The following is a 24677-nucleotide window of genomic DNA, read 5'->3' as shown; positions in this document are numbered from 1 at the left end:
TGGCTCGGTCGCCTGAAGGCGCCGGGCCCGGCTGCGCGGTGTCCGTACTTTATCCGTAGATCTGCACAGTCCTGCTCGGCGAGGGTCGTGTCACCCTTGCCCCCGCCGTGGTCGGCGCTCGTGCAATCTCGACAGGTGAGATTGCGTTATGGATGGGATTTTCCTGCAGCAACTGATCAACGGCCTGACCCTCGGGTCGGTCTATGGTCTGATCGCCATCGGCTACACAATGGTCTATGGCATCATCGGCATGATCAACTTCGCGCACGGCGAGGTGTACATGATCTCCGCGTACCTCGCGGCGATCAGCCTGGCATTGCTGGCCTACTTCGGCATCGAGTCCTTCCCGCTGCTCATGCTCGGCACGCTGTTGTTCACCATCGTCGTCACCGGCGTCTATGGCTTCACCATCGAGCGCATCGCCTACAAGCCGCTGCGCAACTCCACCCGCCTGGCGCCGCTGATCAGTGCCATCGGCATTTCGCTGATCCTGCAGAACTACGCGCAGATCAGCCAGGGCGCCCGCCAGCAAGGCGTGCCGACCCTGCTCGAAGGCGCCTGGCGCGTCGACATCGGCAGTGGCTTCGTCCAGCTCACCTACACCAAGGTGTTCATCCTGGTCGCTGCGTTCGCGGGCATGGCCCTGCTCACCTACATCATCAAGTACACCAAGCTCGGGCGCATGTGCCGGGCCACCCAGCAGGACCGCAAGATGGCCTCGATCCTGGGTATCAACACCGACCGGGTGATCTCCTATGTGTTCGTCATCGGCGCGGTCATGGCCGCGTTGGCCGGTGTGCTGATCACCTTGAACTACGGCACCTTCGACTTCTACGCCGGCTTCATCATCGGCATCAAGGCCTTTACCGCCGCGGTGCTTGGTGGCATCGGCTCGCTGCCGGGGCCATGCTCGGCGGGATCATCCTGGGCATCTCCGAGTCGCTGTTCTCGGGGCTGATCAACTCCGACTACAAGGATGTGTTCAGCTTCTCGCTGCTGGTGCTGATCCTCATCTTCCGTCCACAAGGCCTGTTGGGCCGCCCACTCGTGGCCAAGGTGTGAACATGTCCATTGCCCATACTGCCCCTGTCTCCATCCGCAACGGCTTCGACATCAAGCGCAGCCTCGTGGAAACCCTCGTCGCCGGTCTGCTGGCGCTCATCGTCTTCGGCCCGGTCGTCGGCGTGGTCCTCGACGGCTACAGCTTCAACGCCGAGCCTCGGCGCGTGGCCTGGTTGGTCGGCACCGTGATGATTGGCCGCCTGTTACTCAGCCTGTTCCTGCAGAGCGCCGCCGGCCAGCGCTTGCAGCAGGGCTTCGACAACGGCGGCTCCGGCGTGCACGTGCTGGCGCCCAACTACAAATCGCGTCTGCGCTACATCATTCCGGCGCTGATCGTGATCGCCATCGTCTTTCCGATCTTCGCCAACAAGTACCTGCTGACCGTGGTCATCCTCGGGCTGATCTACGTGCTGCTGGGCTTGGGCCTGAACATCGTGGTCGGCCTGGCCGGGTTGCTCGACCTGGGCTACGTGGCGTTCTACGCCATCGGTGCCTATGGCCTGGCGCTGGGCTACCAGTACCTGGGGCTGGGCTTCTGGAGCGTGCTGCCGCTGGCGGCCATCGCCGCCGCCCTGGCCGGCTGCATCCTCGGTTTCCCGGTGTTGCGCATGCATGGCGACTACCTGGCCATCGTGACCTTGGGCTTCGGCGAGATCATCCGCCTGGTGCTGAACAACTGGCTGTCGTTCACTGGCGGTCCGAATGGCATGCCGGCACCGTCGCCGACCTTCTTCGGCCTGGAGTTCGGCCGCCGGGCCAAGGACGGCGGGGTGCCGTTCCACGAATTCTTCGGCCTGGAATACAACGCCAACTACAAGTTCCTGTTCATCTACATCGTGCTGTTCCTGGTGGTGCTGGCGGTGCTGTACATCAAGCACCGGCTGACCCGCATGCCGGTGGGGCGCGCCTGGGAGGCGCTGCGCGAGGATGAGATCGCCTGTCGCTCGATGGGCCTGAACCATGTCCTGGTCAAGCTCTCGGCCTTCACCTTGGGCGCGTCCACCGCGGGCCTGGCCGGGGTGTTCTTCGCCACCTACCAGGGCTTCGTCAACCCGTCTTCGTTCACCTTCTTCGAGTCGGCGCTGATCCTGGCCATCGTCGTGCTCGGCGGCATGGGCTCGACCGTGGGCGTGGTGATCGCCGCGTTCGTACTGACCGTGGCGCCGGAGCTGTTGCGCAGCTTCTCCGAATACCGCGTGCTGCTGTTCGGCGTGCTGATGGTGCTGATGATGATCTGGCGACCGCGCGGGCTGATCCGCATCAGCCGCACCGGCGTGGTCCCGCGTAAAGGAGTGGCGCCATGAGCGACGACATCATTCTCTCGGTGGACAACCTGATGATGCAGTTCGGCGGCATCAAGGCGCTCAGCGATGTGAGCCTCAAGGTGCGCCGCAACCAGATCTTCGCCCTGATCGGCCCCAATGGTGCCGGCAAGACCACCGTCTTCAACTGCCTGACCGGCTTCTACAAAGCCAGTGGCGGACGCATCGAGCTCCACGCACGCGGTACCCGCACCAATGTCATCGAGCTGCTGGGCGAGCGCTTCGAGGCGGCGGACTTCTTCTCCCTGCCGCGCTTCGCCAGTCGCGTGTACTACAAGATGTTCGGCGGCACCCACTTGGTGAACCGTGCTGGCCTGGCGCGTACCTTCCAGAACATTCGCCTGTTCAAAGAGATGTCGGTGGTGGAGAACCTGCTGGTGGCCCAGCACATGTGGGTCAACCGCAACTTGCTGGCCGGCGTGCTCAACACCAAGGCCTACCGCCAGGCCGAAAGCGATGCCCTGGACCATGCGTTCTACTGGCTGGAAGTGGTCGATCTGGTCGATTGCGCCAACCGCCTGGCCGGCGAGCTGTCGTACGGTCAGCAGCGCCGTCTGGAAATCGCCCGCGCCATGTGCACACGGCCCAAGATCATCTGCCTGGACGAGCCGGCTGCCGGCCTCAACCCGCAGGAGACCGAGGCCCTGAGCCGCATGATCCGTGTACTGCGCGACGAGCACGACATCACCGTGGTGCTGATCGAGCACGACATGGGCATGGTCATGAGCATTTCCGACCACATCGTCGTCCTCGACCACGGCAACGTCATCGCCGAAGGGGCGCCGCAGGATATCCGCAACAACCCGACGGTGATCGCCGCCTACCTGGGTGCCGACGAAGAGGAACTGGTATGAGTGCACCCATTCTCGAACTCAAGGACCTGGACGTGTTCTACGGCCCGATCCAGGCGTTGAAGCAGGTCTCGATGCACATCGAGGAGGGCGAGACGGTCAGCCTGATCGGTGCCAATGGTGCGGGCAAGTCCACGTTGCTGATGTCGATCTTCGGTCAACCGCGCGCCAGCGCCGGGCAAATTCTCTATCGCGGCACCGACATCACCCGCAAGTCGTCGCACTACATCGCCTCCAATGGCATCGCCCAGTCGCCGGAGGGGCGGCGGGTGTTTCCCGACATGACGGTCGAGGAAAACCTGATGATGGGGACCATCCCCATCGGCGACAAGCACGCCGACGAGGACATGCAGCGCATGTACGCGCTGTTCCCGCGTTTGAAGGAGCGGCGCAACCAGCGGGCGATGACCATGTCCGGTGGAGAGCAGCAGATGCTGGCCATCGCCCGGGCGCTGATGAGCCGGCCCAAGCTGCTGCTGCTGGATGAGCCGTCGCTGGGGCTGGCACCGATCGTGGTCAAGCAGATTTTCTCGACCCTGCGCGAGCTGGCGCAGACCGGCATGACCATCTTTCTGGTGGAGCAGAACGCCAACCATGCGCTGAAGTTGTCGGATCGTGCCTACGTGATGGTCAACGGGCAAATTCGCATGACCGGTACGGGGCAGGAGCTGTTGGTGAACGACGAGGTGCGCAGCGCGTATCTGGGCGGCCATTGAACAGGATCCCGCCCTATTGCGTGGGGCGGGCATCGATGTGGACAACTTGTCGCACGTGCTTTTTCAAGGGCCTTGAAGGTGCCCTGCATAACCAGCGTTACGCGGGTGGGATCTTTTCCACGATTAATGTTGATCTGCCTGTGGAAAACGTGGTGGCACCTCGCTAGAAGCCCTATGGATAAAGGGTTTGCGGCACGTGTTCATTATTTGACCAATTAGGTCTTATTCACAGAGCGGTGCTGCTGCGGGCCGTCTTCAGCCGTTCGCAATCCATTCGCCCAGGCTGTGGATAACTCTGTGGGCAACCACTGGACAGACAGCTGCATCCAGCGTGGTGTGAGCCTTGCCCCCCGTGTCAGCGCGCAGTGCGGCTGCTCAGGCGGACCGAGAGGCGAGCGTGGTTTCGACAGTTGCCCCCAATCCGTGGGGAAAGCCCTGTGGATAACATGCGCATAGCCTGAGCCAGCCCTTGCGCCATAAGGCATACAGGCTGTTGAACATATTTTGACCAGTGACGCTGTGGCTTGTCGCCAGCCCACGCTGAGGGCATGCTGCCACTCCCGTGACGACCCATCTGCAAAGGAGATCAGCATGACGTCCACCGTATTCATCACCGGGGCTACTTCCGGTTTCGGCGAAGCCACCGCTCGCCGCTTTGCCGAGGCCGGCTGGAAGCTGGTGCTCACCGGACGGCGCAAGGAGCGCCTGGATGCGCTGTGCGCCGAGCTTTCGGCGAAGACCGAGGTGCTGGGGCTGGTGGTCGATGTGCGCGATCGCCAGGCCATGGAGGCGGCCATCGCCAGCCTGCCGCCAAGCTTCGACACGCTTCAGGCCCTGGTCAACAACGCCGGTCTGGCCCTCGGTGCCGACCCTGCACCGCAGTGCGACCTGGATGACTGGGACACCATGGTCGACACCAACATCAAAGGTCTGATGTACACCACCCGACTGCTGCTGCCCCGCCTGATCGCCCATGGCCGTGGCGCAAGCATCCTCAATGTCGGCTCAGTCGCCGGCAATTATCCGTATCCGGGCAGCCATGTGTATGGCGGCACCAAGGCGTTCGTCGGCCAGTTCTCTCTGAGCCTGCGTTGCGACCTGCGCGGCACCGGGGTGCGGGTCACCACCATCGAGCCGGGGCTGTGCGAAAGCGAGTTCTCGCTGGTGCGCTTCGGTGGCGATCAGGCGCGCTACGACGCGACCTATGCCGGTGCCGAGCCAATCCAGCCGCAGGACATTGCCGAGACCGTCTTCTGGGTGCTCAACCAGCCCGCCCACGTCAACATCAACACCCTCGAACTGATGCCGGTGAGCCAGGACTGGGCCGGTTTCGCCATCGACCGCAGCGTCAAGGGCTAGCCACCCCAGGGCGCGGAGCAGACTCCGTGATCTCCTGGCGATTACCGGCTACGCTAAGAAGCCGGCTTGAGGTCGCGGAAGGTCTGGTTGCTGAGCAATACGCCCTGGCTTTGAAGCACATCGTTGAGAACATCGGCCAAGGCAGCGTCCTCCCGTGTTGCGGCGCCTTTGATGTAGCGTTGCAGGCTCTCCAGGTAGCTCAGCTTGAGCGCATGGAGCGCCTTGTTTTTCTCCATCTTGGCGCCATCGTGCTGCTTCCTGGTGGCGTCAATTTCATCTTGCAGGTGTTGCTCTAGCGTCTGCTTAGCCATGATCGTTTCTCCATTGGAGAGATGACCCTAGCACCCGCTTGCACAGGCGAAAACTGGTAGAAATGTCAGGTCCAAGCCAGGACTGGGACGCAGGGGTTCATTGCCATTCACCCAATGTGCAGCAGCCCGTGCAAGGCGGTGGCCAGGTGATAGGGCGTGGTCGAGGGCATGTCGTGACGGCTCACCGCGCCGCTGGCGTCGCGGCACTCGTGCCAACCGGCGGGGTACAGGAAGTCGTCCTGCAGGGCGGTCAATTGCTTCACCAGGCGGGGTTCGGCGTTCGACCGCAACGTCAGCGCGCGCAGGTACTCGGCTTTGGCCCAGATGCGCTGCGTGGCGTCGAGCACGCGGCCGTCGATGTCCAGCGTCGCCACCACCGCGTTGCCTTGCACGCCATGCTGTTCGGCGTAGCTGAAAGCGCGCTCGATGGCCGTGTGCAAGGCACTGTCGCGCAGTAGCGGTGAGGTATCGAGCAAGAACAACCATTCGAACTGATGGCCGGGCTCGAACCAGTTATCCACAGCCGCCAGCGGCTTTTCCATCATCACGCCATGCGCCGGATCGATGAAGTCACGGTGCAGGGCTGTGCATAACTGCACCAGGGCCTGCTCGACCGCCGTGTCCTCGCGCACTGCCAGGGTTTGAAGAAAGGCTTCGGCCAGGTGCATTTGCGGATTCTGCAGCGGCCCACTTGAGAGATCCGACCAGTCCTCACCCAGCACCGCCTCGTAGAGTCCATCGTCGCGGGCGAAGCGTTCTGCAATCACCGCCAGGGCAGCGTTGAGGGTCGACTCGACCAGTCCCTCGCGCACCTGCCCCCAGTAATGCGCGCAGGCAAAGGCGATGAAGGCATGGGTGTACAGGTCTTTGCGCCGGTCCAGCGGCGTGCCGTCGGCGGCGATGCTGTAGAACCAGCCACCGTGCTCGGCATCGTGGAAGTGCCGCTGCAGCGAGCGGAACAACGCCGCTGCACGCTCGGCCGCCCCTGGTTGCTCAATGCGGCTGCTGAACAGGTACAACTGCCTTGCGCACGCCATGGCCCGATAGCGCTGCACCGGCAGAGGACGGTGGTCGGCATCGAGCGCCTCGAAGGGCAGGGCCATGTCAGCGTTCCAGCCCGGCCCTTGCCACAGCGGCACGATGCGCGAGTCGAAATGCTCACGGACCTGGGCCAGGCGGTTGGTCAGCTCGGACGGTTCAGGAAGGGACTTGGACATGGCAACGCTCGTGACAATCGGGCAGGTCGCCATGTTAACAGCTAGCGGCAAGCGGCAAGTTGCGAGCGACAAGAAAAAGCCGTGCACTCGCCGGCTTGCCGCTTGTCCTATCCCCGATTGCCCAGGCCTTGCCAGTGGCGTGCGCCGACGAAGATGAAGCGCAACTGCTGGGTGATCTTTTCCTGGGGCGTCAGCGCCTGCGGGCAGGTCGGGTCGGGGGTGTCGATCAGCTCGGGGAGCGTCGCGAACACGGTCTTGACCACCAGGTCGGCCATCACCGTCAAGGCGGCGCTGTCCAGGTGTTGCCAGCGTTTCATGCGTGCCAGATCCGTGGCCAGGTCCGAGCTGATGTCCTCGCGCAGGCGGGCGATGGCTTGGCGTACTGGCTGCGAGCCGCCGTACTGCTCGCGGGCCAGGAACAGGAACTGGGCGTGATGCGCCGCGACCACGTCGAGGAAGATGCGCACCGAAGCGTCGGTAATACCGCCCAGTTCGAATTCGTTGTGCCGCACCAGGCGGATCGTGTGGCGGAAGGTGGCGTCGACCTCGGCCACCAAGGCCAGGCCCAGGGCGTCCATGTCGGGGAAGTGTCGGTAGAAGCCGGTGGGGACGATGCCAGCGGCCTTGGCCACTTCGCGCAGGCTGATGCTGCTGAAGCCACGACCACTTTCCATGAGCTGACAGACCGCATCGAGCAGGGCCAGGCGGGTCTGTTGCTTCTGTTCGGCGCGCGGCAGCATGGGCGGTGAGTTCTGAGGCTGTACGGCAGGGCACTCTAGTGAATAAAACGAAGAGCGGTCAATGGCCTGGGATGTCGTCTAGAGAGGGGAGTCGGGGCTGCGTGGCAACCCCGGCATGCTGGCGTGAAGAACGTGGGTAGGCTCAAAGCCGTGGGACTGTGTCGCTTCGGCAGCCAACCGCATCAGCTCACCCGGCGGCTGTCGATCAAACGATCCGAGCCACCTTCGGCCACGCGGTCGTTGCGTTCGATCAGACGATCCGAGCCACCTTCGGCCACGCGGTCGTTGCGTTCGATCAAGCGATCCGAGCCACCTTCGGCCACGCGGTTGTTACGTTCGATCAAGCGATGCGATCCGAGCCACCTTCGGCCACGCGGTTGTTACGTTCGATCAAGCGATCCGAGCCACCTTCGGCCACGCGGTTGTTACGTTCGATCAAGCGATCCGAGCCACCTTCGGCCACGCGGTTGTTGCGTTCGATCAGACGATCCGAGCCACCTTCGGCCACGCGGTCGTTGCGTTCGATCAGGCGATCCGAGCCACCTTCGGCCACGCGGTTGTTACGTTCGATCAAGCGATCCGAGCCACCCTCTGCAAGGGGTTCAAGGGCTGCGCGATCACCGTCGAGGTGGGGCGAGCTTCGCCGCTCAAGGGTTGTTCGGCGGCCGGCAGGGCGAAGGCATTGGCGGCCAGAAGGGAAAGACCAAGGCTCAGCAACAGTGGGCGTTTCATGATTCAGTGCTCCTCGTGGGATGCGAAAAGTGGGTACGAGGGCAATGCTACGCTCGGTAACTCAGCAGAGAAGTTCATACGGTCGATGGTAACAATCAACGCCAATGATGTTCGTCGCGCGAGGCTCTAGCGCGGGTGTTGCAGGGCGTCGTTCAGCGCGCCAATCAGGTCGCGGGTGGCGTGTATCTGTCCCTGGAACTGGGCAGTGGGTCAGAAAAACTTCGCTATCATGACCGTCATCGATAAAACCCTGCCGGCTTTCGTCAGTCCCAGCTAATGAACGCCAAACGCCGCACCGCTTCAGGTCATGCAGTCAGGAGAGCCCCGCAATGACGCGCCCCACCAGAATCTTCACCTGGATCCTCGCCAGCCTCCTAGCCCTGCTGGTGATACTGGTGGTGGTGATCGCCACCTTCGACTGGAACCGCATCAAGCCGCTGCTCAACGAAAAAGTCTCCGAAGCCTTGCACCGTCCCTTCGCCATCAATGGCAACCTGGCCGTGCACTGGCAGCGCGAGCGCGACGAGGGCGGGTGGCGCGCCTGGGTGCCGTGGCCGCGTTTCGTCGCCGAAGACCTGACGCTAGGCAACCCGGACTGGCTCAAAGCGCCGCAGATGGTCGGTCTAGAGCGGGTCGAGTTCCGCCTCTCGCCCTTGCCGTTGCTGGTTCAGACGATTTCCATTCCGCGCATCGACCTCACCCATCCCACCGCCAGCCTGACCCGCCTGGCCGATGGCCGTGCCAACTGGAACTTCGATTTCGGGCCCAAGGACGAGAACGCCGAACCCTCGAAGTGGGTGCTGGACATCGGCGCCATCGGTTTCGACCAAGGCAATGTCAGCTTCGACGACCAGACCCTCAAGACCCAGATGAAGGTGCAGATCGACCCACTGGGCAAGCCGATTCCGTTCAGCGAGATCGTCGGCAAGGCCAAGGCCGACGAGACCGGCGGCGCGCAGGACTACGCCTTCGGCCTCAAGGCCCAAGGTCGCTACAAAGGTCAGGCGGTGAACGCCACCGGCAAGATCGGTGGCCTGTTGGCGCTGCAGGACAGCCGCCAGCCGTTCCCGCTGCAAGTGGATGCGCGCGTGGGCGATACCCGCGCTGCCGTCGCCGGCACCCTGACCGACCCGCGCAACCTCGGCGCCCTGGACCTGCGCCTGAAACTCTCCGGCAGCAGCCTGGGCAACCTCTATCCCCTGACGGGCGTGACCTTGCCCGACACCCCGGCCTATTCCACCGACGGTCACCTCACCGCCAACCTGCACGACGCCGGCGGCGCGCGTTTCCGCTACGAAGACTTCAACGGCAAGATCGGCGACAGCGACATCCACGGCGACCTGGCCTTCGTTGCCAGCCAGCCACGGCCCAAGCTGTCCGGCAAGCTGGTTTCCAACCAGTTGCTGTTCAAGGACTTGGCGCCGCTGATTGGTGCCGACTCCAACGCCGAGCAGAAAGCCCGCGGCGGTGCCAGCAAGCAACCCGGCGACAAGGTGTTGCCGGTCGAGGAATTCCGCACCGACCGCTGGCGCGCCATGGACGCCGACGTCTCCTTCGCCGGCAAGCGCATCGTCCACAGCGAGCAATTGCCGTTCAAGGACCTGTCGGCCCACGTAGTGCTGGAAGACGGTCTGCTGCGCCTGACTCCGCTACGCTTCGGCGTGGCCGGTGGCAACCTTGATGCCAACATCCGTCTGGATGGCCGCTCGGTGCCGATGCAGGGCCGCGCCCGCCTGACCGCGCGCGGCTTCAAGCTCAAGGAGCTGTTCCCCACCTTCGCACCCATGCAGACCAGTTTCGGCGAGCTCAATGGCGATGCCGACATCAGCGGGCGCGGCAACTCGGTGGCGGCGCTGCTCGGCACCTCCAATGGTGACCTGCGGCTGTTGATCAACGATGGCGCGATCAGCCGCAGCCTGATGGAAATCGCCGGGCTCAACGTCGGCAACTATGTGGTGGACAAGTTGTTCGGCGACGAGGACGTGAAGATCAATTGCGCGGCGGCCGACGTCGGCATCAAGGATGGCTTGGCCAGTACCCGGCTGTTCGTCTTCGATACCGAGAACGCGATCATCTACATCAACGGTACTGCCAACTTCGCCACCGAACGCCTGGACTTGAAAGTCACCCCCGAATCTAAGGGCCTGCGCCTGTTCTCGCTGCGGTCGCCGTTGTACGTGCGCGGCGCGTTCGCCAAGCCCAGTGCCGGCGTGCAAGCGGTGCCCCTCGCCTTGCGCGGGGCAGGCATGGTGGCATTGGGCGTTGCGGTGGGGCCGGCGGCGGGGCTGCTGGCGTTGATCGCACCCAGCGGTGGCGAGCCTAACCAGTGCACACCGCTGCTAGAGCGCATGAAGGCTGGCAAGGCGCCGGCTGCGGTGAAGTCGAAGAAGTGATGCGCTTGAAGAAGGCTGCAGTGCTGACGCTGTTCACTTGAGATCTGTATTGCTGGCATTGGGGCTGCTGCGCAGCCCATCGCGGCACAAGGCCTCTCCCACAAAAATCCGTGCAAGGCCCTGTTTTCAGGCGTTACGCGGACGTTGTGGGATTCCAATCCATGCACACCGCTGCTAGAGCGCATGAAGGCTGGCAAGGCGCCGGCTGCGGTGAAGTCGAAGAAGTGATGCGCTTGAAGAAGGCTGCAGTGCTAACGCTGTTCACTTGAGATCTGTATTGCGGGCATTGGGGCTGCTGCGCAGCCCATCGCGGCACAAGGCCGCTCCCACAAAATCCGGGCAAGGCCCCTGTTTTCAGGGTTTACGCGGACGTTGTGGGAGCGGCCTTGTGCCGCGAAAGGGCCGCAAAGCGGCCCTGACGATACCTGACTTACAGGCCTTCGAGCAGGTCCGACATGTCGTCGGCGTGCTCTTCTTCCTGGGCCAGGATGTCTTCGAAGATGCGGCGAGTGGTCGGGTCTTTGTCGCCGATGTACTGGATGATCTCGCGGTAGCTGTCGATGGCGATGCGCTCGGCCACCAAGTCTTCGAGGACCATCTCCTTGAGGTTGGAACCGGCCACGTACTGGGCGTGGGAGTTCTTGCTCAGGTTGTCCGGGTTGAAGTCCGGTTCGCCACCGAGTTGCACGATACGCTCGGCCAGCTTGTCGGCGTGCTCGGATTCCTGGATGGCGTGCTCGAGAAATTCATCGGCGGCGTCGCTGGCCTTGATGCCGCTGGCCATGAAGTAGTGGCGCTTGTAGCGCAGGGTGCAGACCAGCTCGGTGGCCAACGACTCGTTGAGCAGGCGGATGATCTCTTCACGGTCGGCCTTGTAGCCTTCGGTGATGGCGCCGTTCTCGACGTGCTCACGTGCACGATGGCGCAGGGTTTCGATATCGGTCAGTACAGAGTTGCTCATGGGATTCTCCAGTCGAATCAGCTTTTCAGGTCAGAGTCTCGAGAGGTTTACGCGCCAGGCACGGCCTTGCGGTCCTCTTCTCGTTGCTTGCAGGTTTTGAAACCTTTGGCGTCGACATGCCCGCTGGCGTCGAAGCGCACGTAGTAAGGCTGCTGCTTGCCATCCTTGTTGAGGATGTAGTCGTTGCAGATGCCCCCGTTGGGCAGGTCGCTCATGTTCGACGGGCTGCCGCCAATGGCGATGACCTTCTGCGTGGTCATGCCGTTCTCGACCTGCTTGACCAGCGGCTCGTTGCGATAGGTGACGTAGTCGACCGGATTTTCCGGGCGGCTGTTGCTGCTGCAGGCGGCGAGGGCTGCGCTGGCGATCAGGACGGCCAGGGTCGCTTTGCTCATGATTACGCTCCTTGCAAAAGGTCCGTTACGGGTGGCTGTTAAGCTTGGAACCGCACGGCGCGTCAGGAGTTCGATTCATCAAGCGAACCGGCAAAAGCCCGGGATACGGAGGCTGGCCGAGGATGTAAAAATTCTTGTCTACACTCAGCGGGACGAGCGCGCATCCAGCGCGCAGACAAGGAGACCACTCCATGAAGCTGCTGCACGTATCATTGCTGGTGTTGGGCATGTCGATCGCTGGGCAGGGATTCGCCGCCACGGCGCAACAGGAAAAGATGAAGACCTGCAACGCCGAAGCCACGGGCCAGTCGCTCAAGGGCGATGCGCGCAAGGCGTTCATGAGCACCTGCCTGAAGAAGTCGCCCCCCACCCAGCAGGAGAAAATGAAGACCTGCAACGCTGACGCCAGCGGCCAGTCGCTCAAGGGCGACGCACGAAAAGCGTTCATGAGCGACTGTCTGAAGAAGAAGTGACCGGTGCCTATGCCTGTCGCCTGAAGGCTGGCAGACTGCGGATCTTCCCGCTGTCTGCCGCCGAGGCTGTATGACCTTCACTCCCCGCCAGATCACCCTGGCCAGTTGCATCATCGTGGTTGCCGGCCTGCTCCTGGCGTTGCCCCTGAAGTTGTTGCCCAGCCTGCTGGCCGGTTTGCTGGTGTTCGAACTGGTGAACATGCTCACCCCGCGCCTGCAACCGCTGATCGCCGGCCAGCGCGCCCGTTGGCTGGCGGTGGCACTGTTGGGCACCTTGGTGGTCACCAGCCTGGCGTTGCTGATCGCCGGCGCCTTCAGCTTCCTGCTGCACGAGGCCGAGAACCCCGGCGCTTCGCTGGACAAGTTCATGGGCCTGGTGGAGCGCGCGCGGGGTCAGTTGCCGCCGTTCATCGAGGGTTACCTGCCCGCCAGCGCTGCCGAGTTCAAGGTGGCCATCGGCGACTGGATACGCAGTCACCTGAGCGATCTGCAACTGGTGGGTAAGGGCATGGCACACATGTTCGTGACCCTGCTGATCGGCATGATTCTCGGCGCCATCATCGCCTTGCAGCGCATACCCGACCTGTCCCGACGCAAGCCGCTGGCGGCCGCGCTGTTCGAGCGCCTGAGCCTGCTGGTTCAGGCGTTTCGCAACATCGTCTTCGCGCAGATCAAGATTTCCCTGCTCAACACCACCTTCACCGGCATCTTCCTGGCCGTGGTGCTGCCGCTGTTCGGCGTGCACCTGCCGTTGACCAAGACCCTGATCGTGCTGACCTTCCTGCTGGGTCTGCTACCGGTGATCGGCAACCTGATCTCCAACACGCTGATCACCATCGTCGGGCTGTCGCTGTCGATCTGGGTGGCGGCTGCCGCGCTGGGATACCTGATCGTGATCCACAAGGTCGAGTATTTCCTCAACGCGCGTATCGTCGGCGGGCAGATTCGCGCCAAGTCCTGGGAACTGCTGCTGGCGATGCTGGTGTTCGAAGCGGCGTTCGGGTTGCCGGGGGTGGTGGCGGGGCCGATCTACTACGCCTACCTCAAGAGCGAGTTGCGGCGTATGGAGCTGGTTTGAAGGGTTTCACCTGCAAAGCCTGTAACGAGCGGGGGCTATAAACCCCCGCGCGATCTCAGACCGCCCCGTAGCGCTTGCGCGCTTCGATCGCCAGCCCGCTGCCGATGCTGCCGAAGATGTTCCCTTCCACGTGCCGGGCGTTGGGCAGCATCGCCGCGACGCTGTTGCGCAGCGCCGGGATGCCGCTGGAGCCGCCGGTAAAGAACACCGTGTCGACCTGCGCCGCCGTTACCCCGGCCTTGACCAGCAGCTCGTCGACACTGCCGCGTACCCGTTGCAGCAAACCGTCGATGGCGTCTTCGAACAAGGCCCGGCTCAACTGCGCCACCAACCCCGACTCGACCCGGCCCAGGTCGATGCTGCGGCTGTCGCGGTCGGTCAGCTCGATCTTGCTGGCCTCCACTTCCATCGCCAGCCAGTGCCCGGCGCGCTGTTCGATCAGGTTGAACAGCCGGTCGATGCCCAGGGTGTCCTCGATGTCATAGCGCATGTTGCCCAGGGCCAGTTGCGATTTCTGGCCATACAAGGCGTTGATGGTGTGCCAGGTGGCCAGGTTCAGGTGATAACTGGTGGGCATCAGCGCGCCGCTTTTCATTCGGCTGCCATAGCCGAACAGCGGCATCACGCCTTGCAGGCTGAGCTGCTTGTCGAAGTCGGTACCGCCGATGTGCACGCCGCCAGTGGCGAGGATGTCGTCCTGGCGCGCGTCCAGCCGATGACGCTCGGGTGACAGGCGGATCAGGGTGAAGTCCGAGGTACCGCCGCCGATATCGACGATCAGCACCAGCTCTTCAGCGGCGATGCCCGACTCGTAGTCGAAGGCGGCGGCGATGGGTTCGTACTGGAACGACACGTCCTTGAAGCCGATCTTGCGCGCCACCTCGGCCAGGGTATCCTCGGCCTCCTGGTCGGCGGCGGGATCGTCGTCGACGAAGAACACCGGGCGGCCCAGCACCACCTGCTCGAAACTGCGCCCGGCACTGGCTTCGGCGCGCTTCTTCAGTTCGCCGATGAACAGTCCCAGCAGGTCCTTGAAGGGCAGCGCGCTGCCCAGCACGCTGGTGTCGTGCTTGATCAGCTTGGAGCCCAGCAGGCTCTTGAGCGAGCGCATCAAGCGGCCTTCGTAGCCTTCGAGGTACTCGTGCAGGGCCAGGCGGCCGTACACCGGGCGACGCTCCTCGATGTTGAAGAACACCACCGACGGCAAGGTGATCTTGCCCTCTTCCAGGGCGATCAGCGATTCGACGCCCGGGCGGTGCCAACCCACGGTGGAGTTGGAGGTGCCGAAGTCGATGCCGAGGGCGCGGGCCGGGGATACGTCAGACATGGGGGAAAGCTTCCGGAGGCAAAACGGCCGCGCAGTTTATGCCAGTGGCCGACAGAATCAAGACCGATCGTCTGTCATGGTGCAACGCCAAACGGCCCTTGAAAGGCTATGCTTCACCCCTATCTTCACAAGCAGCACGATATTTCCTACTGGTGATCCTTAGATGGACTTCAAAGACTATTACAAGGTACTCGGCGTTGACCCCAGCGCGGACGAGAAGGCGATCAAGGCGGCCTACCGCAAGCTGGCGCGCAAGTATCACCCTGACGTCAGCAAGGAGCGCGACGCCGAGGACAAATTCAAGGAGGCCAACGAGGCCTACGAAGTATTGGGCGACGCCACCAAGCGCGCCGAGTACGACGAGATCCGCAAGTACGGTGGCCAGCACGGCCGGCCGTTCCAGGCACCGCCGGGCTGGGAAAGCCGTGGCGGTGGCGGCGGTGGTTTCGAGGGCGGCGATTTCTCCGACTTCTTCAGTTCGATCTTCGGTGCCCGTGGCGGCAATCCCTTTGGCGGCGCGCGCGGCCAGCAACAGCAGCGCAGTGCCGGCAGGCGAGGGCAGGACGTGGAACTGGAACTGGCGGTGTTTCTCGAAGAAACCTTGAGCAAGGAATCCAAGCAGATCAGTTTCCAGGTGCCGCAGACCAACGCCGCCGGGCAACGCACCGGCTTCACCACCAAGACCCTGAACGTGAAGATCCCGGCCGGGGTCACCGACGGCGAGCGCATCCGCCTCAAGGGTCAGGGCGCACCGGGTGCGGGCGGCGGCGCCAACGGCGACTTGTTCCTGACCATCCGTATGGCGCCGCATCCGCTGTTCGACGTCGAGGGCCACGACCTGATCATCACCGTGCCCCTGGCACCGTGGGAAGCCGCCCTGGGCACCAAGGTGGCGGTGCCGACGCTCACCGGCAAGATCAACCTGACCATCCGCCCCGACAGCCAGAGCGGCCAGCGCCTGCGGGTCAAGGGCATGGGCCTGGCCACCAAGCAGGGCGAGCGCGGCGACCTCTACGCCCAGCTCAAGGTGGTCATGCCCAGCACCTCCGATGCGACCACCCGCGAACTGTGGACCAAGCTCTCCGAGCAGGCCGCGTTCAACCCGAGGACACAATGGAGTAAGTGACCATGAGCAGCACCCTGATCGTTCAACTGGACATGCGAACCCTCTGTCAGGAAGCCGACCTCACGGCCGACTGCGTGATCGAGATCGTCGAGCACGGCATCGTTGAACCCTCAGGGCGAACGCCCGACGACTGGGTGTTCGACGACCGCGCGCCGGTCACCGTCAGGCGCGCGGTGAAGCTGCACCAGGAGCTGGAGCTGGAATGGGAAGGGGTGGCGCTGGCGCTGGAACTGCTGGAGGAAGTGCAGCAGTTGCGCAGCGAGAACAGCATGTTGCGGCAGCGTCTGGGGCGGTTCGTGCAGGCCTGACCTGCCATTTATGTCAGTAGACGCTACTAGTGGGGCGTTCTAGCGTGATGACTCCACGCATTGCAGAACTTCCAACTCAGGAGCGTCGAGATGAGCGTGCATACGATTAACGAAGCCCAATTCGAAGAACAGGTGCTGTCAGCGAAGAAACCGGTCGTGGTTGAGTTTTTCAAGTACCGCCCCGACGGCCGGGAAAACGCCAGTAATCGCATGAGCAAGGTGATGGATGACTGGGCATCGTCTGAAACCCGTGCAGACTTTGTGCGTATTTCGCTGGTCGATAACCCTGTCGTCGCCGAGCGCTATGCCGTTCAGTCCGCTCCGACGCTATTGATCTTTTCCGAAGGCGAGCAGGTTGAGGAACTGATCGGCTATTACGACGTGGAGCGGCCCAAGGTATTGCTGGACCGCCACCTGTAAGCGATTGTGCTGCGCTAATCAGGGCGTCTGTCGATCAGGTGGACGCTCTGAGCTGTTCAGCCCTAGCTGCATGAAGGTCAGATCCAGCCACCGGCCGAACTTCACCCCCACCTGCGGCATCTGCCCGGTCACGGTGAAGCCCAGGCGCTCATGCAGGCGGATCGAGGCGGCATTGCCGCTTTCGATGGCCGCCACCATGACGTGCTTGCCGCCGCGGCGGGCACGTTCGATCAGCGCCTGCATCAGCAGCGGTCCCAGGCCTTTGCCACGCTGGTCGCCGCGCACGTACACCGAGTGCTCCACCGTGTGGCGGAAACCTTCGAACGGGCGCCAGTCGCCGAACGAGGCGTAGCCGAGCACACCGCTGTCGTCGGTCGCCACCAGGATCGGGTAGCCCTGCTCGGCCCGGGCGGCGAACCAGGCCTGACGGTTGGCCAGGTCCACCGGGGTTTCATTCCAGATCGCCGTGGTGTTGCGCACGGCGTCGTTGTAGATGTCGAGGATGCCGGCCAGGTCGTCGGGCCGGGCATCGCGGATGCAGTCGCTCATGGCAGTGTCTCGCGAAGTCGAGGCCGCAGATTAAATGGTTACCAGCCCGCGCACACCCTCGGCCTGCATGTTTTCGCCACGGCCGCGCTGCACGATCTCGCCACGGGCCATCACCAGGTACTGGTCGGCCAGCGCCTCGGCGAAGTCGTAGAACTGTTCCACCAGCAGGATCGCCATGTCGCCGCGCTGCGCCAGGCGGCGGATCACCGCGCCGATTTCCTTGATCACCGAAGGCTGGATGCCTTCGGTGGGCTCGTCGAGAATCAGCAGGCGCGGGCGGCTGGCCAGGGCACGGCCGATCGCCAGTTGCTGCTGCTGGCCGCCGGACAGATCGCCACCTCGGCGCTGCTTCATCTGTTCGAGCACCGGGAATAGTTCATAGATAAACGCCGGCACCTGCCGCGCCTCGCGGGCGCTGAAACGCGACAGGCCCATCAGCAGATTCTCTTCCACCGTCAGGCGCGGGAAGATTTCCCGGCCTTGGGGCACGTAGGCGATGCCCGCGTGCACCCGCTGCTGGGGCTTGAGCGCGGTGATCGGCTTGCCTTCCCATTCGATGCGGCCCTCGCGGGCGGGCACCAGGCCCATCAGGCAGCGCAGCAGGGTGGTCTTGCCCACGCCGTTGCGGCCCAGCAGGCAGGTCACTTCGCCGACCTTGGCCTCGAACGACAGGCCTCGTAGGATGTGGCTGCCGCCGTAGTATTGGTGCAGTGCGTCGATTTTCAGCATGTTCTGCCATCCGATGATTCAGGTCGTGGGCGCGGGCTCGCCCCGCGCTAGCGCCAGACCTGCAAATGATGTTGGCCGGGCAGGTCTAGACGCGGGGCATACCCGCTCCCACGCCGATTCAGCTTCTCCCTAGCGACCGAGGTACACCTCGACCACCCGCTCATCCGCCTGCACCTGTTCCAGCGATCCTTGCGCCAGTACGCTGCCGTGGTGCAGCACGGTGACATGATCGGCGATGCTGCCGACGAAGCCCATGTCGTGCTCCACCACCATCAGCGAGTGCTTGCCCGCCAGCCCCTTGAACAGCTCGGCGGTGAACTCGGTCTCGGCGTCGGTCATGCCCGCCACCGGCTCGTCGAGCAGCAGCAACTGTGGCTCCTGCACCAGCAGCATGGCGATCTCCAGGAACTGCTTCTGGCCGTGCGACAACAGCCCGGCCTGGCGCGAGGCCTGGCTGTGCAGGCGCACGGTGCTCAGCACCTGGTCGATACGCGCGCGCTGCGCGTCGGTCAGCCGTGCGGTCAGGCTGGCCCACACCGATTTGTCGGTCTTGAGTGCCAGCTCGAGGTTCTCGAACACCGTCAGCGCCTCGAACACCGTCGGCTTCTGGAATTTGCGGCCGATGCCGGCCTGGGCGATCTGGTATTCGCTCAGGCGGGTCAGGTCGAGGGTGTCGCCGAAGAAGGCGCTGCCGCTGTCCGGCCGGGTCTTGCCGGTGATCACGTCCATCAGCGTGGTCTTGCCGGCGCCGTTCGGGCCGATGACGCAGCGCAGTTCACCGACGCCGATGTACAGGGTCAAGGCGTTGAGCGCCTTGAAGCCGTCGAAGCTGACGCTGATGTCCTCCAGACTCAGCACGGTGCCGTGGCGGGTGTCGAGTCCGGCCTTGCGGGGCTGGCCCAGGCCGATGGCATCGCGACCGCTGCCGAGCTGATCGAACACCGGCTCGAGCATGAACTCTGGGTGTACCGCAGGCAGGCCTCTCATGGCTGGCTCCTTTTCTTCAACAGCCCGACCACGCCCTTGGGCAGGTACAGGGTGACCAGAATGAACAGTGCGCCGAGGAAGAACAGCCAGAACTCCGGAAAGGCCACGGTGAACCAGCTTTTCATCCCGTTGACCAGACCCGCGCCGAGCAGTGGGCCGATCAGTGTGCCGCGTCCGCCCAGGGCCACCCACACCGCGGCCTCGATGGAGTTGGTCGGCGACATCTCGCTGGGGTTGATGATGCCCACCTGCGGCACGTACAGAGCACCGGCCAGGCCACACAGCACGGCGCTGAGCACCCACACCAGCAGCTTGAAGCCGCGCGGGTCGTAGCCGCAGAACATCAGGCGGTTCTCGGCGTCGCGCAGGGCGGTGAGCAGGCGGCCGAACTTGCTGCGGGTCAGCCGCCAGCACAGGTACAGGCTGCTTAGCAGCAAGCCCACGGTCAGCAGGAACAACACCGCCCGCGTGCCTGGCGCGGCCACGTCGAAGCCGACGATGGTGCGGAAGTTGGTAAAGCCGTTGTTGCCGCCAAAGCCGGTCTCGTTGCGGAAGAACAACAGCATGCCGGCGAAGGTCAGGGCCTGGGTCATGATCGAGAAATACACGCCCTTGATCCGCGAGCGGAAGGCGAACCAGCCGAACACCAGGGCCAGCAGCCCCGGCGCCAGCACCACCAGGCACAGTGCCCAGGCGAAATGCTGGGTACCGGCCCAGTACCACGGCAGCTCGCTCCACGACAGAAAGGTCATGAAGCCAGGCAGGCCGTCGCCGGCGGCCTGGCGCATCAGGTACATGCCCATGGCGTAGCCGCCCAAGGCGAAGAACAGGCCGTGGCCCAACGACAGTAACCCGGCGTAGCCCCAGACCAGGTCCAGGGCCAGGGCGAGGATGGCGTAGCAGAGGATCTTGCCGACCAGCGTCAGGGTGTAGGCCGAGACCTGCAAGGCGTGCCCCTCGGGCAACAGCGACAACAGCGGCAGGGCGATCAGCACCAGGGTCAGCAGGGTGCCGAGGGCCAATGACAGCCGGGGCCCGGCCTTCTGCGCGGCGGTGACAAGCAGTGGCTGGTTCATCAGTCGATTACCCGTCCCTTGAGGGCGAACAGACCTTGCGGGCGCTTCTGGATGAACAGAATGATCAGCGCAAGGATGAGGATCTTGCCGAGCACCGCACCGATCTGCGGTTCCAGCAGCTTGTTGGCGATGCCCAGACCGAAGGCCGCCCAGAGGCTGCCGGCCAGTTGCCCGACGCCACCGAGCACCACCACCAGGAAGGAGTCGATGATGTAGCTCTGGCCCAGGTCCGGGCCGACGTTGCCGACCTGGCTCAGGGCCACGCCACCGAGGCCGGCGATGCCCGAACCGAGGCCGAAGGCGAGCATGTCCACGCGGCCGGTGGACACCCCGCAGCACGCCGCCATGTTGCGGTTCTGGGTGACGGCACGCACGTTCAGCCCCAGCCGCGTGCGGTTGAGCAGCAGCCAGGTGAGCAGCACCACGGCCAGGGCGAAGCCGATGATCACCAGGCGGTTGTACGGCAGCACCAGGTTCGGCAGCACCTGCACGCCGCCGGACAGCCAGGCCGGATTGCTCACTTCGACGTTCTGCGCGCCGAACAGCAGGCGCACCGCCTGGATCAGGATCAGGCTGATGCCCCAGGTGGCCAGCAGGGTTTCCAGGGGGCGGCCATAAAGGTGGCGGATGACCGTGCGCTCCAGCGCCATGCCGACCCCGGCGCTGATGGCGAAGGCCACCGGCAGGGCGATCAGCGGATAGAACTCCAGGGCGCCGGGGGCGTAGCGCTGCACCAGCACCTGAACCATGTAGGTGCTGTAGGCGCCGAGCATGAGCATTTCGCCGTGGGCCATGTTGATCACCCCGAGCAGGCCGAAGGTGATGGCCAGGCCCAGCGCCGCCAGCAGCAGGATCGAGCCCAGCGACAGGCCGCTGAAGGCCTGGCCGAGCAGTTCGCCGATCAACAGCTTGCGTTGCACCTGGGCCAGGCTGGTCTCGGCGGCGGTGCGCACGCCCGAATCGCTTTCCGCACCGGGTTGCAGCAGTGCTTCGAGGCGGGTGCGGGCCAGCGGGTCGCCTGTCTCACCAAGCAGGCGCACGGCGGCCAGACGTACCTGCGGTTCGCTGGCGCCCAGTTGCAGGTTGGCCAAGGCCAGACCCAGCGCGGCGTGCACCGCCGGGTCGGACTCCTGGGCGAAAGCGCGGTCGAGCGTTGCCATCTGCGCCGGTTGCGCGCTCTTCTGCAACTGCTGGGCCGCGCCCAGGCGCACACGGCTGTCGCCTGCGGACAATTGGTGGCTGGCCAGGGCGTTGTCGATCAGGCCGCGCAAGCGGTTGTTCAGGCGTACCTTGCGCGTGTCATCGGCGGCGATGCGGCCTTCGCGCAGGTTCTCTAGCAGCGCCAGGCGCGCAGGGTCCGGTTGCGCGGCCCAGCGTTCGAGCAAATTGGCCTGCTCGGCAGGCTTGGCCGCGAGGAAGAATTCGCCCTCGCTGGCCTCGGCTGCCAGCGGCAGGAGCAGTAACAGCGTCAGCAGCAGTCTGAGCATGTGGGCAGTCCTGGAAATCGGAGGTGGATTCATCGCGGGGCAAGCCCGCTCCCACAGGGGCTGTGTAACCCCATGTTCATGGGGGCACGCGGCTGTTGTGGGGGCGGGCTCGTCCCGCGATTGGGCCGCAGCGCGGCCCCCTGCACTCAGTTGCCTTTCACGGCATAGTCAGGCCGCTTGTCGTTGCCCGGAATGAACGGGCTCCAAGGCTGCGCGCGCAGTGGCTGTTCGGTCTCCCAGACCACGCTGAACTGCCCGTCGTCCTGGATCTCGCCGATCATCACCGGCTTGTGCAGGTGGTGGTTGGTCTTGTCCATGGTCAGGGTGAAGCCCGACGGCGCCTGGAAGGTCTGCCCGGCCAGCGCTTCGCGCACCTTGTCCACATCGGTGGACTTGGCTTTTTCCGCTGACTGCGCCCACATGTGGATGCCCACGTAGGTGGCTTCCATGGGATCGTTGGTCACCGCCTTGTCGGCGCCGGGCAGGCCTTTGGCCTTGGCATAGGCCTTCCAGTCAGCGACGAACTTCTGGTTGACCGGGTTATCCACCGACTCGAAATAGTTCCAGGCCGCCAGGTGACCGACCAGCGGCTTGGTGTCGATGCCGCGTAGCTCTTCTTCACCCACCGAGAACGCCACCACCGGCACATCGGTGGCCTTCAGGCCCTGGTTGGCCAGTTCCTTGTAGAAGGGCACGTTGGAGTCGCCATTGACGGTGGAGATCACGGCCGTCTTGCCGCCAGCGGAGAACTTCTTGATGTTGGCGACGATGGTCTGGTAATCGGCGTGTCCGAACGGGGTGTACACCTCTTCGATGTCCTTGTCGGCCACGCCTTTGCTGTGCAGGAAGGCGCGCAGGATCTTGTTGGTGGTGCGCGGATACACGTAGTCGGTGCCCAGCAGGAAGAAGCGCTTGGCGCTGCCGCCGTCTTCGCTCATCACATACTCAACCGCTGGGATCGCTTGCTGATTAGGCGCCGCACCGGTGTAGAAGACGTTTGGCGACATCTCTTCACCCTCGTACTGCACCGGGTAGAACAGCAGCCCGTTGAGTTCCTCGAACACCGGCAGCACGGACTTGCGCGACACCGACGTCCAGCAGCCGAACACCACCGCGACCTTGTCCTGGGTCAGCAACTGGCGGCTCTTCTCGGCGAACAGCGGCCAGTTGGACGCGGGGTCTACCACCACAGGTTCGAGCATCTTGCCGTTGACCCCGCCCTTGGCGTTGATCTCGTCGATGGTCATCAGCGCCATGTCCTTGAGCGACGTCTCGGAGATGGCCATGGTGCCGGACAGCGAATGCAGGATGCCGACCTTGATGGTCTCGGCGGCCTGGAGGCTCCAGCTCAGGCCCATGGCCGCGAGCGATGCGCTGAGGGTAAAGGCCTTGATCAGACTACGACGCTTCATGTGCTCTCTCCGCTGCGTTGTTGTGGTGTTGGCGCAGGGGAGCCTGCAAAGGCTGTGCCGTGGTGCGCAAAGGCACGCGGCAGACGGGCTGTGCTTCGGGGCGGGGCGTAGGCGGGGGCGAGGTTGGTGCTCGGTGGTGAGGGCTGCACCGAGATGGGGCCGGGGCGGGGTGATCGGGGCCGCACGGCGGCCCCGCGTCAGTCAATCGCGACGCACGGCGCCGCGCGCCTGGCGCTTGCTGCGCACGAACTGGTAAGTCACCGCCAGAATCAGGAACCACAGCGGCGTGACCACCAGCGCCGAGCGGGTATCGGCCTCCAGGCTCAGCAGCACCAGGATGAAGGCGAAGAACGCCAGGCACACGCAGCACATGAAGCGTCCGCCCGGCATCTTGTACTTCGAGGCCTGGTGCAGGGGCTCACGGTGCTTGCGGTAGCTCAGGTACGACAGCAGGATCAGCGTCCAGACGAACATGAACAGCACCGCCGACACCGTGGTCACCAGGGTGAAGGCTTCGATCACGTTCGGCACCAGGTAGATCAGTACCGCGCCCAGCAGCAGGCAGGTGCAGGAGAAGTACAGGCCGTTGGCCGGGACGGCGCGGCGCGACAGTTTCTCGAACGCCTTCGGCGCGTCACCTTCCTGGGCCAGGCCAAAGAGCATGCGGCTGGTGGAGAACACACCGCTGTTGGCCGAGGAGGCCGCCGAGGTCAGTACCACGAAGTTGATGATGCTCGCCGCTGCCGGCAGGCCGGCCAGCACGAACAGCTCGACGAACGGGCTCTTGCCCGGCACCACGTCGCGCCATGGGGTCACGGCCATGATCGCGATCAGTGCCAGCACGTAGAACACGATGATGCGGATCGGGATGGAGTTGATCGCCCGGGGCAAGGTGCGCTCGGGGTTCTTCGCTTCGGCAGCGGTGGTGCCCACCAGCTCGATGCCGACGAAGGCGAACACGGCGATCTGGAAACCGGCGAAGAAGCCCATGACCCCATGCGGGAACATGCCGGCGTCGTTCCACAGGTTGGCCAGTTGCGCGGTGCGCCCGCTCGGCGAGGTGAAACCGGTGACCACCATGTATAGGCCGGTGGCGACCAGGCCGAGGATGGCGATGATCTTGATCAGGGCGAACCAGAACTCCATCTCGCCGAACAGCTTGACCGTGACCAGGTTCAGCGACAGCAGCACCGCCACGCAGGTCAGTGCCGGTATCCACTGGGGAAGCTCCGGGAACCAGAATTGCGTGTAGGCGGCGATGGCGACCACGTCGGCGATGCCGGTGACCACCCAGCAGAACCAATAGGTCCAGCCGGTGAAGTAGCCGGCCCAGGGGCCGAGCAGGTCGGCGGAGAAGTCGATGAACGATTTGTAGTTCAGGTTCGACAGCAGCAGCTCACCCATGGCGCGCATGACGAAGAACAGCATGAAGCCGATGATCATGTAGACGAAGATGATCGACGGGCCGGCCAGGCTGATGGTCTTGCCCGAGCCCATGAACAGGCCGGTGCCGATGGCGCCGCCGATGGCGATGAGCTGGATGTGGCGGTTGGTCAGGTTGCGTTGCAGATGCTTGTCATCTGTCGGGGAGGGAGAGGTTTGGGTCATAGGCTGCATTCCATTGAGGGTCAGTCTTTTTGTGCGCG

Annotated in this window: 23 protein-coding genes and 2 pseudogenes; 11 read left to right on the top strand and 14 right to left on the bottom strand. The window is 64.0% G+C overall.

Going from position 1 to position 24677, the window contains the following annotated elements; all coding sequences use genetic code 11:
• Positions 1–148: 148 nt before the first annotated feature.
• The 5 genes and pseudogenes from GKC70_RS21180 to GKC70_RS21160 all read left to right on the top strand — a co-directional run bounded on the left by GKC70_RS21180 (position 149) and on the right by GKC70_RS21160 (position 5310).
• A pseudogene (locus GKC70_RS21180) lies at positions 149–1062 on the top strand (branched-chain amino acid ABC transporter permease LivH).
• 2 nt (positions 1063–1064) lie between these two features.
• Positions 1065–2366 carry a high-affinity branched-chain amino acid ABC transporter permease LivM gene (livM, locus tag GKC70_RS21175; RefSeq protein ID WP_295481524.1) on the top strand — a complete coding sequence of 434 codons (1302 nt, stop codon included), beginning with the start codon at positions 1065–1067 and terminating at the stop codon, positions 2364–2366.
• The gene (locus tag GKC70_RS21170) at positions 2363–3238 is read left to right on the top strand and encodes an ATP-binding cassette domain-containing protein (RefSeq protein ID WP_116887470.1); all 876 of its coding nucleotides are present in this window, start codon (positions 2363–2365) and stop codon (positions 3236–3238) included. The genes livM and GKC70_RS21170 overlap by 4 nt, the downstream gene beginning before the upstream one ends.
• On the top strand, positions 3235–3951 hold the full coding sequence (locus GKC70_RS21165; protein WP_039582895.1) for an ABC transporter ATP-binding protein: 717 nt from the start codon (positions 3235–3237) through the stop codon (positions 3949–3951). The genes GKC70_RS21170 and GKC70_RS21165 overlap by 4 nt, the downstream gene beginning before the upstream one ends.
• Before the next feature lie 591 nt (positions 3952–4542).
• The gene (locus GKC70_RS21160; RefSeq protein ID WP_080754788.1) at positions 4543–5310 is read left to right on the top strand and encodes an SDR family oxidoreductase; all 768 of its coding nucleotides are present in this window, start codon (positions 4543–4545) and stop codon (positions 5308–5310) included.
• A gap of 53 nt (positions 5311–5363) precedes the next feature.
• On the opposite strand, the gene GKC70_RS21155 is transcribed toward GKC70_RS21160, so the two are convergent.
• The 4 genes and pseudogenes from GKC70_RS21155 to GKC70_RS21140 form a co-directional block, all read right to left on the bottom strand.
• Positions 5364–5621 carry a hypothetical protein gene (locus GKC70_RS21155; protein ID WP_342649828.1) on the bottom strand — a complete coding sequence of 86 codons (258 nt, stop codon included), beginning with the start codon at positions 5619–5621 and terminating at the stop codon, positions 5364–5366.
• Positions 5622–5728: 107 nt separating this feature from the next.
• The gene (locus tag GKC70_RS21150) at positions 5729–6838 is read right to left on the bottom strand and encodes an AGE family epimerase/isomerase (protein WP_342649827.1); all 1110 of its coding nucleotides are present in this window, start codon (positions 6836–6838) and stop codon (positions 5729–5731) included.
• Positions 6839–6945: 107 nt separating this feature from the next.
• On the bottom strand, positions 6946–7578 hold the full coding sequence (locus GKC70_RS21145; RefSeq protein ID WP_342649826.1) for a TetR family transcriptional regulator: 633 nt from the start codon (positions 7576–7578) through the stop codon (positions 6946–6948).
• Between the two features lie 182 nt (positions 7579–7760).
• A pseudogene (locus GKC70_RS21140) lies at positions 7761–8310 on the bottom strand (phage infection protein).
• A gap of 329 nt (positions 8311–8639) precedes the next feature.
• Here GKC70_RS21140 and GKC70_RS21135 point away from each other — a divergent pair.
• Positions 8640–10703, top strand: coding sequence for an AsmA family protein (locus tag GKC70_RS21135; protein WP_342649825.1), 2064 nt, complete (start codon positions 8640–8642; stop codon positions 10701–10703).
• 430 nt (positions 10704–11133) lie between these two features.
• On the opposite strand, the gene GKC70_RS21130 is transcribed toward GKC70_RS21135, so the two are convergent.
• The gene (locus GKC70_RS21130; RefSeq protein WP_342649824.1) at positions 11134–11664 is read right to left on the bottom strand and encodes a ferritin-like domain-containing protein; all 531 of its coding nucleotides are present in this window, start codon (positions 11662–11664) and stop codon (positions 11134–11136) included.
• A 47-nt stretch (positions 11665–11711) separates the two neighbouring features.
• On the bottom strand, positions 11712–12059 hold the full coding sequence (osmE, locus tag GKC70_RS21125; RefSeq protein WP_039582900.1) for an osmotically-inducible lipoprotein OsmE: 348 nt from the start codon (positions 12057–12059) through the stop codon (positions 11712–11714).
• Positions 12060–12250: 191 nt separating this feature from the next.
• Between osmE and GKC70_RS21120 the strand changes: the two genes are divergently transcribed.
• Positions 12251–12532, top strand: coding sequence for a PsiF family protein (locus GKC70_RS21120; protein WP_029613666.1), 282 nt, complete (start codon positions 12251–12253; stop codon positions 12530–12532).
• A 70-nt stretch (positions 12533–12602) separates the two neighbouring features.
• Positions 12603–13610 (top strand): membrane protein, encoded by a 1008-nt coding sequence (locus GKC70_RS21115; RefSeq protein ID WP_029613667.1) that lies wholly within the window; start codon positions 12603–12605, stop codon positions 13608–13610.
• Positions 13611–13665: 55 nt separating this feature from the next.
• Here the strand turns inward: GKC70_RS21115 and GKC70_RS21110 are convergent, their stop codons facing one another.
• Positions 13666–14937 carry an Hsp70 family protein gene (locus GKC70_RS21110; protein ID WP_317871182.1) on the bottom strand — a complete coding sequence of 424 codons (1272 nt, stop codon included), beginning with the start codon at positions 14935–14937 and terminating at the stop codon, positions 13666–13668.
• A gap of 163 nt (positions 14938–15100) precedes the next feature.
• On the opposite strand from GKC70_RS21110, the gene cbpA reads away from it, so the two are divergent.
• The 3 genes from cbpA to GKC70_RS21095 all read left to right on the top strand — a co-directional run bounded on the left by cbpA (position 15101) and on the right by GKC70_RS21095 (position 16791).
• Entirely contained in the window at positions 15101–16063 is a 963-nt protein-coding gene (cbpA, locus tag GKC70_RS21105; protein ID WP_029613669.1) for a curved DNA-binding protein, read from the top strand.
• Between the two features lie 2 nt (positions 16064–16065).
• Complete coding sequence (locus GKC70_RS21100) at positions 16066–16371, top strand: chaperone modulator CbpM (protein ID WP_342649823.1); 306 nt, start codon at positions 16066–16068, stop codon at positions 16369–16371.
• Positions 16372–16461: 90 nt separating this feature from the next.
• The gene (locus tag GKC70_RS21095; RefSeq protein WP_342649822.1) at positions 16462–16791 is read left to right on the top strand and encodes a thioredoxin family protein; all 330 of its coding nucleotides are present in this window, start codon (positions 16462–16464) and stop codon (positions 16789–16791) included.
• An 18-nt stretch (positions 16792–16809) separates the two neighbouring features.
• Here GKC70_RS21095 and GKC70_RS21090 read toward each other — a convergent pair whose 3' ends face one another.
• From GKC70_RS21090 to cycA, 7 genes are all read right to left on the bottom strand, one after another.
• Positions 16810–17340, bottom strand: coding sequence for an N-acetyltransferase family protein (locus GKC70_RS21090; protein WP_342649821.1), 531 nt, complete (start codon positions 17338–17340; stop codon positions 16810–16812).
• Between the two features lie 30 nt (positions 17341–17370).
• Positions 17371–18069 carry an urea ABC transporter ATP-binding subunit UrtE gene (gene urtE / locus GKC70_RS21085; protein WP_039582907.1) on the bottom strand — a complete coding sequence of 233 codons (699 nt, stop codon included), beginning with the start codon at positions 18067–18069 and terminating at the stop codon, positions 17371–17373.
• 129 nt (positions 18070–18198) lie between these two features.
• Positions 18199–19056, bottom strand: a complete 858-nt coding sequence (urtD, locus tag GKC70_RS21080) for an urea ABC transporter ATP-binding protein UrtD (RefSeq protein ID WP_342649820.1) — start codon at positions 19054–19056, stop codon at positions 18199–18201.
• Complete coding sequence (gene urtC / locus GKC70_RS21075) at positions 19053–20132, bottom strand: urea ABC transporter permease subunit UrtC (RefSeq protein ID WP_342649819.1); 1080 nt, start codon at positions 20130–20132, stop codon at positions 19053–19055. Before urtC ends, urtD begins: the two co-directional genes overlap by 4 nt.
• Positions 20132–21619, bottom strand: coding sequence for an urea ABC transporter permease subunit UrtB (gene urtB / locus GKC70_RS21070; protein WP_317871178.1), 1488 nt, complete (start codon positions 21617–21619; stop codon positions 20132–20134). Before urtB ends, urtC begins: the two co-directional genes overlap by 1 nt.
• A 146-nt stretch (positions 21620–21765) precedes the next feature.
• Complete coding sequence (urtA, locus tag GKC70_RS21065; RefSeq protein WP_342649818.1) at positions 21766–23031, bottom strand: urea ABC transporter substrate-binding protein; 1266 nt, start codon at positions 23029–23031, stop codon at positions 21766–21768.
• A gap of 201 nt (positions 23032–23232) precedes the next feature.
• Positions 23233–24639: a D-serine/D-alanine/glycine transporter gene (gene cycA, locus GKC70_RS21060; protein WP_342649817.1), complete on the bottom strand. Its 1407-nt coding sequence runs from the start codon at positions 24637–24639 to the stop codon at positions 23233–23235.
• Positions 24640–24677: the final 38 nt, after the last annotated feature.

Source organism: Pseudomonas sp. REB1044 (assembly GCF_038813925.1).
Taxonomy (GTDB): domain Bacteria; phylum Pseudomonadota; class Gammaproteobacteria; order Pseudomonadales; family Pseudomonadaceae; genus Aquipseudomonas; species Aquipseudomonas boreofloridensis.
Note: the sequence above shows the minus strand (reverse complement) of the source record. Positions and strands in the feature narration are given on the sequence as shown.

Excerpts from the sequence above, each read along its gene's own strand:
- GKC70_RS21100 (WP_342649823.1), top strand. The coding sequence starts at position 16,066 with ATGAGCAGCACCCTGATCGTTCAACTGGACATGCGAACCCTCTGTCAG.
- GKC70_RS21165 (WP_039582895.1), top strand. The coding sequence starts at position 3,235 with ATGAGTGCACCCATTCTCGAACTCAAGGACCTGGACGTGTTCTACGGC.
- urtC (WP_342649819.1), bottom strand. The coding sequence starts at position 20,132 with ATGAACCAGCCACTGCTTGTCACCGCCGCGCAGAAGGCCGGGCCCCGG.
- urtE (WP_039582907.1), bottom strand. The coding sequence starts at position 18,069 with ATGCTGAAAATCGACGCACTGCACCAATACTACGGCGGCAGCCACATC.
- urtA (WP_342649818.1), bottom strand. The coding sequence starts at position 23,031 with ATGAAGCGTCGTAGTCTGATCAAGGCCTTTACCCTCAGCGCATCGCTC.
- cycA (WP_342649817.1), bottom strand. The coding sequence starts at position 24,639 with ATGACCCAAACCTCTCCCTCCCCGACAGATGACAAGCATCTGCAACGC.
- urtD (WP_342649820.1), bottom strand. The coding sequence starts at position 19,056 with ATGAGAGGCCTGCCTGCGGTACACCCAGAGTTCATGCTCGAGCCGGTG.
- GKC70_RS21155 (WP_342649828.1), bottom strand. The coding sequence starts at position 5,621 with ATGGCTAAGCAGACGCTAGAGCAACACCTGCAAGATGAAATTGACGCC.
- GKC70_RS21150 (WP_342649827.1), bottom strand. The coding sequence starts at position 6,838 with ATGTCCAAGTCCCTTCCTGAACCGTCCGAGCTGACCAACCGCCTGGCC.
- GKC70_RS21170 (WP_116887470.1), top strand. The coding sequence starts at position 2,363 with ATGAGCGACGACATCATTCTCTCGGTGGACAACCTGATGATGCAGTTC.
- GKC70_RS21135 (WP_342649825.1), top strand. The coding sequence starts at position 8,640 with ATGACGCGCCCCACCAGAATCTTCACCTGGATCCTCGCCAGCCTCCTA.
- GKC70_RS21130 (WP_342649824.1), bottom strand. The coding sequence starts at position 11,664 with ATGAGCAACTCTGTACTGACCGATATCGAAACCCTGCGCCATCGTGCA.
- GKC70_RS21120 (WP_029613666.1), top strand. The coding sequence starts at position 12,251 with ATGAAGCTGCTGCACGTATCATTGCTGGTGTTGGGCATGTCGATCGCT.
- GKC70_RS21160 (WP_080754788.1), top strand. The coding sequence starts at position 4,543 with ATGACGTCCACCGTATTCATCACCGGGGCTACTTCCGGTTTCGGCGAA.
- GKC70_RS21110 (WP_317871182.1), bottom strand. The coding sequence starts at position 14,937 with ATGTCTGACGTATCCCCGGCCCGCGCCCTCGGCATCGACTTCGGCACC.
- osmE (WP_039582900.1), bottom strand. The coding sequence starts at position 12,059 with ATGAGCAAAGCGACCCTGGCCGTCCTGATCGCCAGCGCAGCCCTCGCC.
- GKC70_RS21095 (WP_342649822.1), top strand. The coding sequence starts at position 16,462 with ATGAGCGTGCATACGATTAACGAAGCCCAATTCGAAGAACAGGTGCTG.
- livM (WP_295481524.1), top strand. The coding sequence starts at position 1,065 with ATGTCCATTGCCCATACTGCCCCTGTCTCCATCCGCAACGGCTTCGAC.
- GKC70_RS21145 (WP_342649826.1), bottom strand. The coding sequence starts at position 7,578 with ATGCTGCCGCGCGCCGAACAGAAGCAACAGACCCGCCTGGCCCTGCTC.
- GKC70_RS21115 (WP_029613667.1), top strand. The coding sequence starts at position 12,603 with ATGACCTTCACTCCCCGCCAGATCACCCTGGCCAGTTGCATCATCGTG.
- GKC70_RS21090 (WP_342649821.1), bottom strand. The coding sequence starts at position 17,340 with ATGAGCGACTGCATCCGCGATGCCCGGCCCGACGACCTGGCCGGCATC.
- urtB (WP_317871178.1), bottom strand. The coding sequence starts at position 21,619 with ATGCTCAGACTGCTGCTGACGCTGTTACTGCTCCTGCCGCTGGCAGCC.
- cbpA (WP_029613669.1), top strand. The coding sequence starts at position 15,101 with ATGGACTTCAAAGACTATTACAAGGTACTCGGCGTTGACCCCAGCGCG.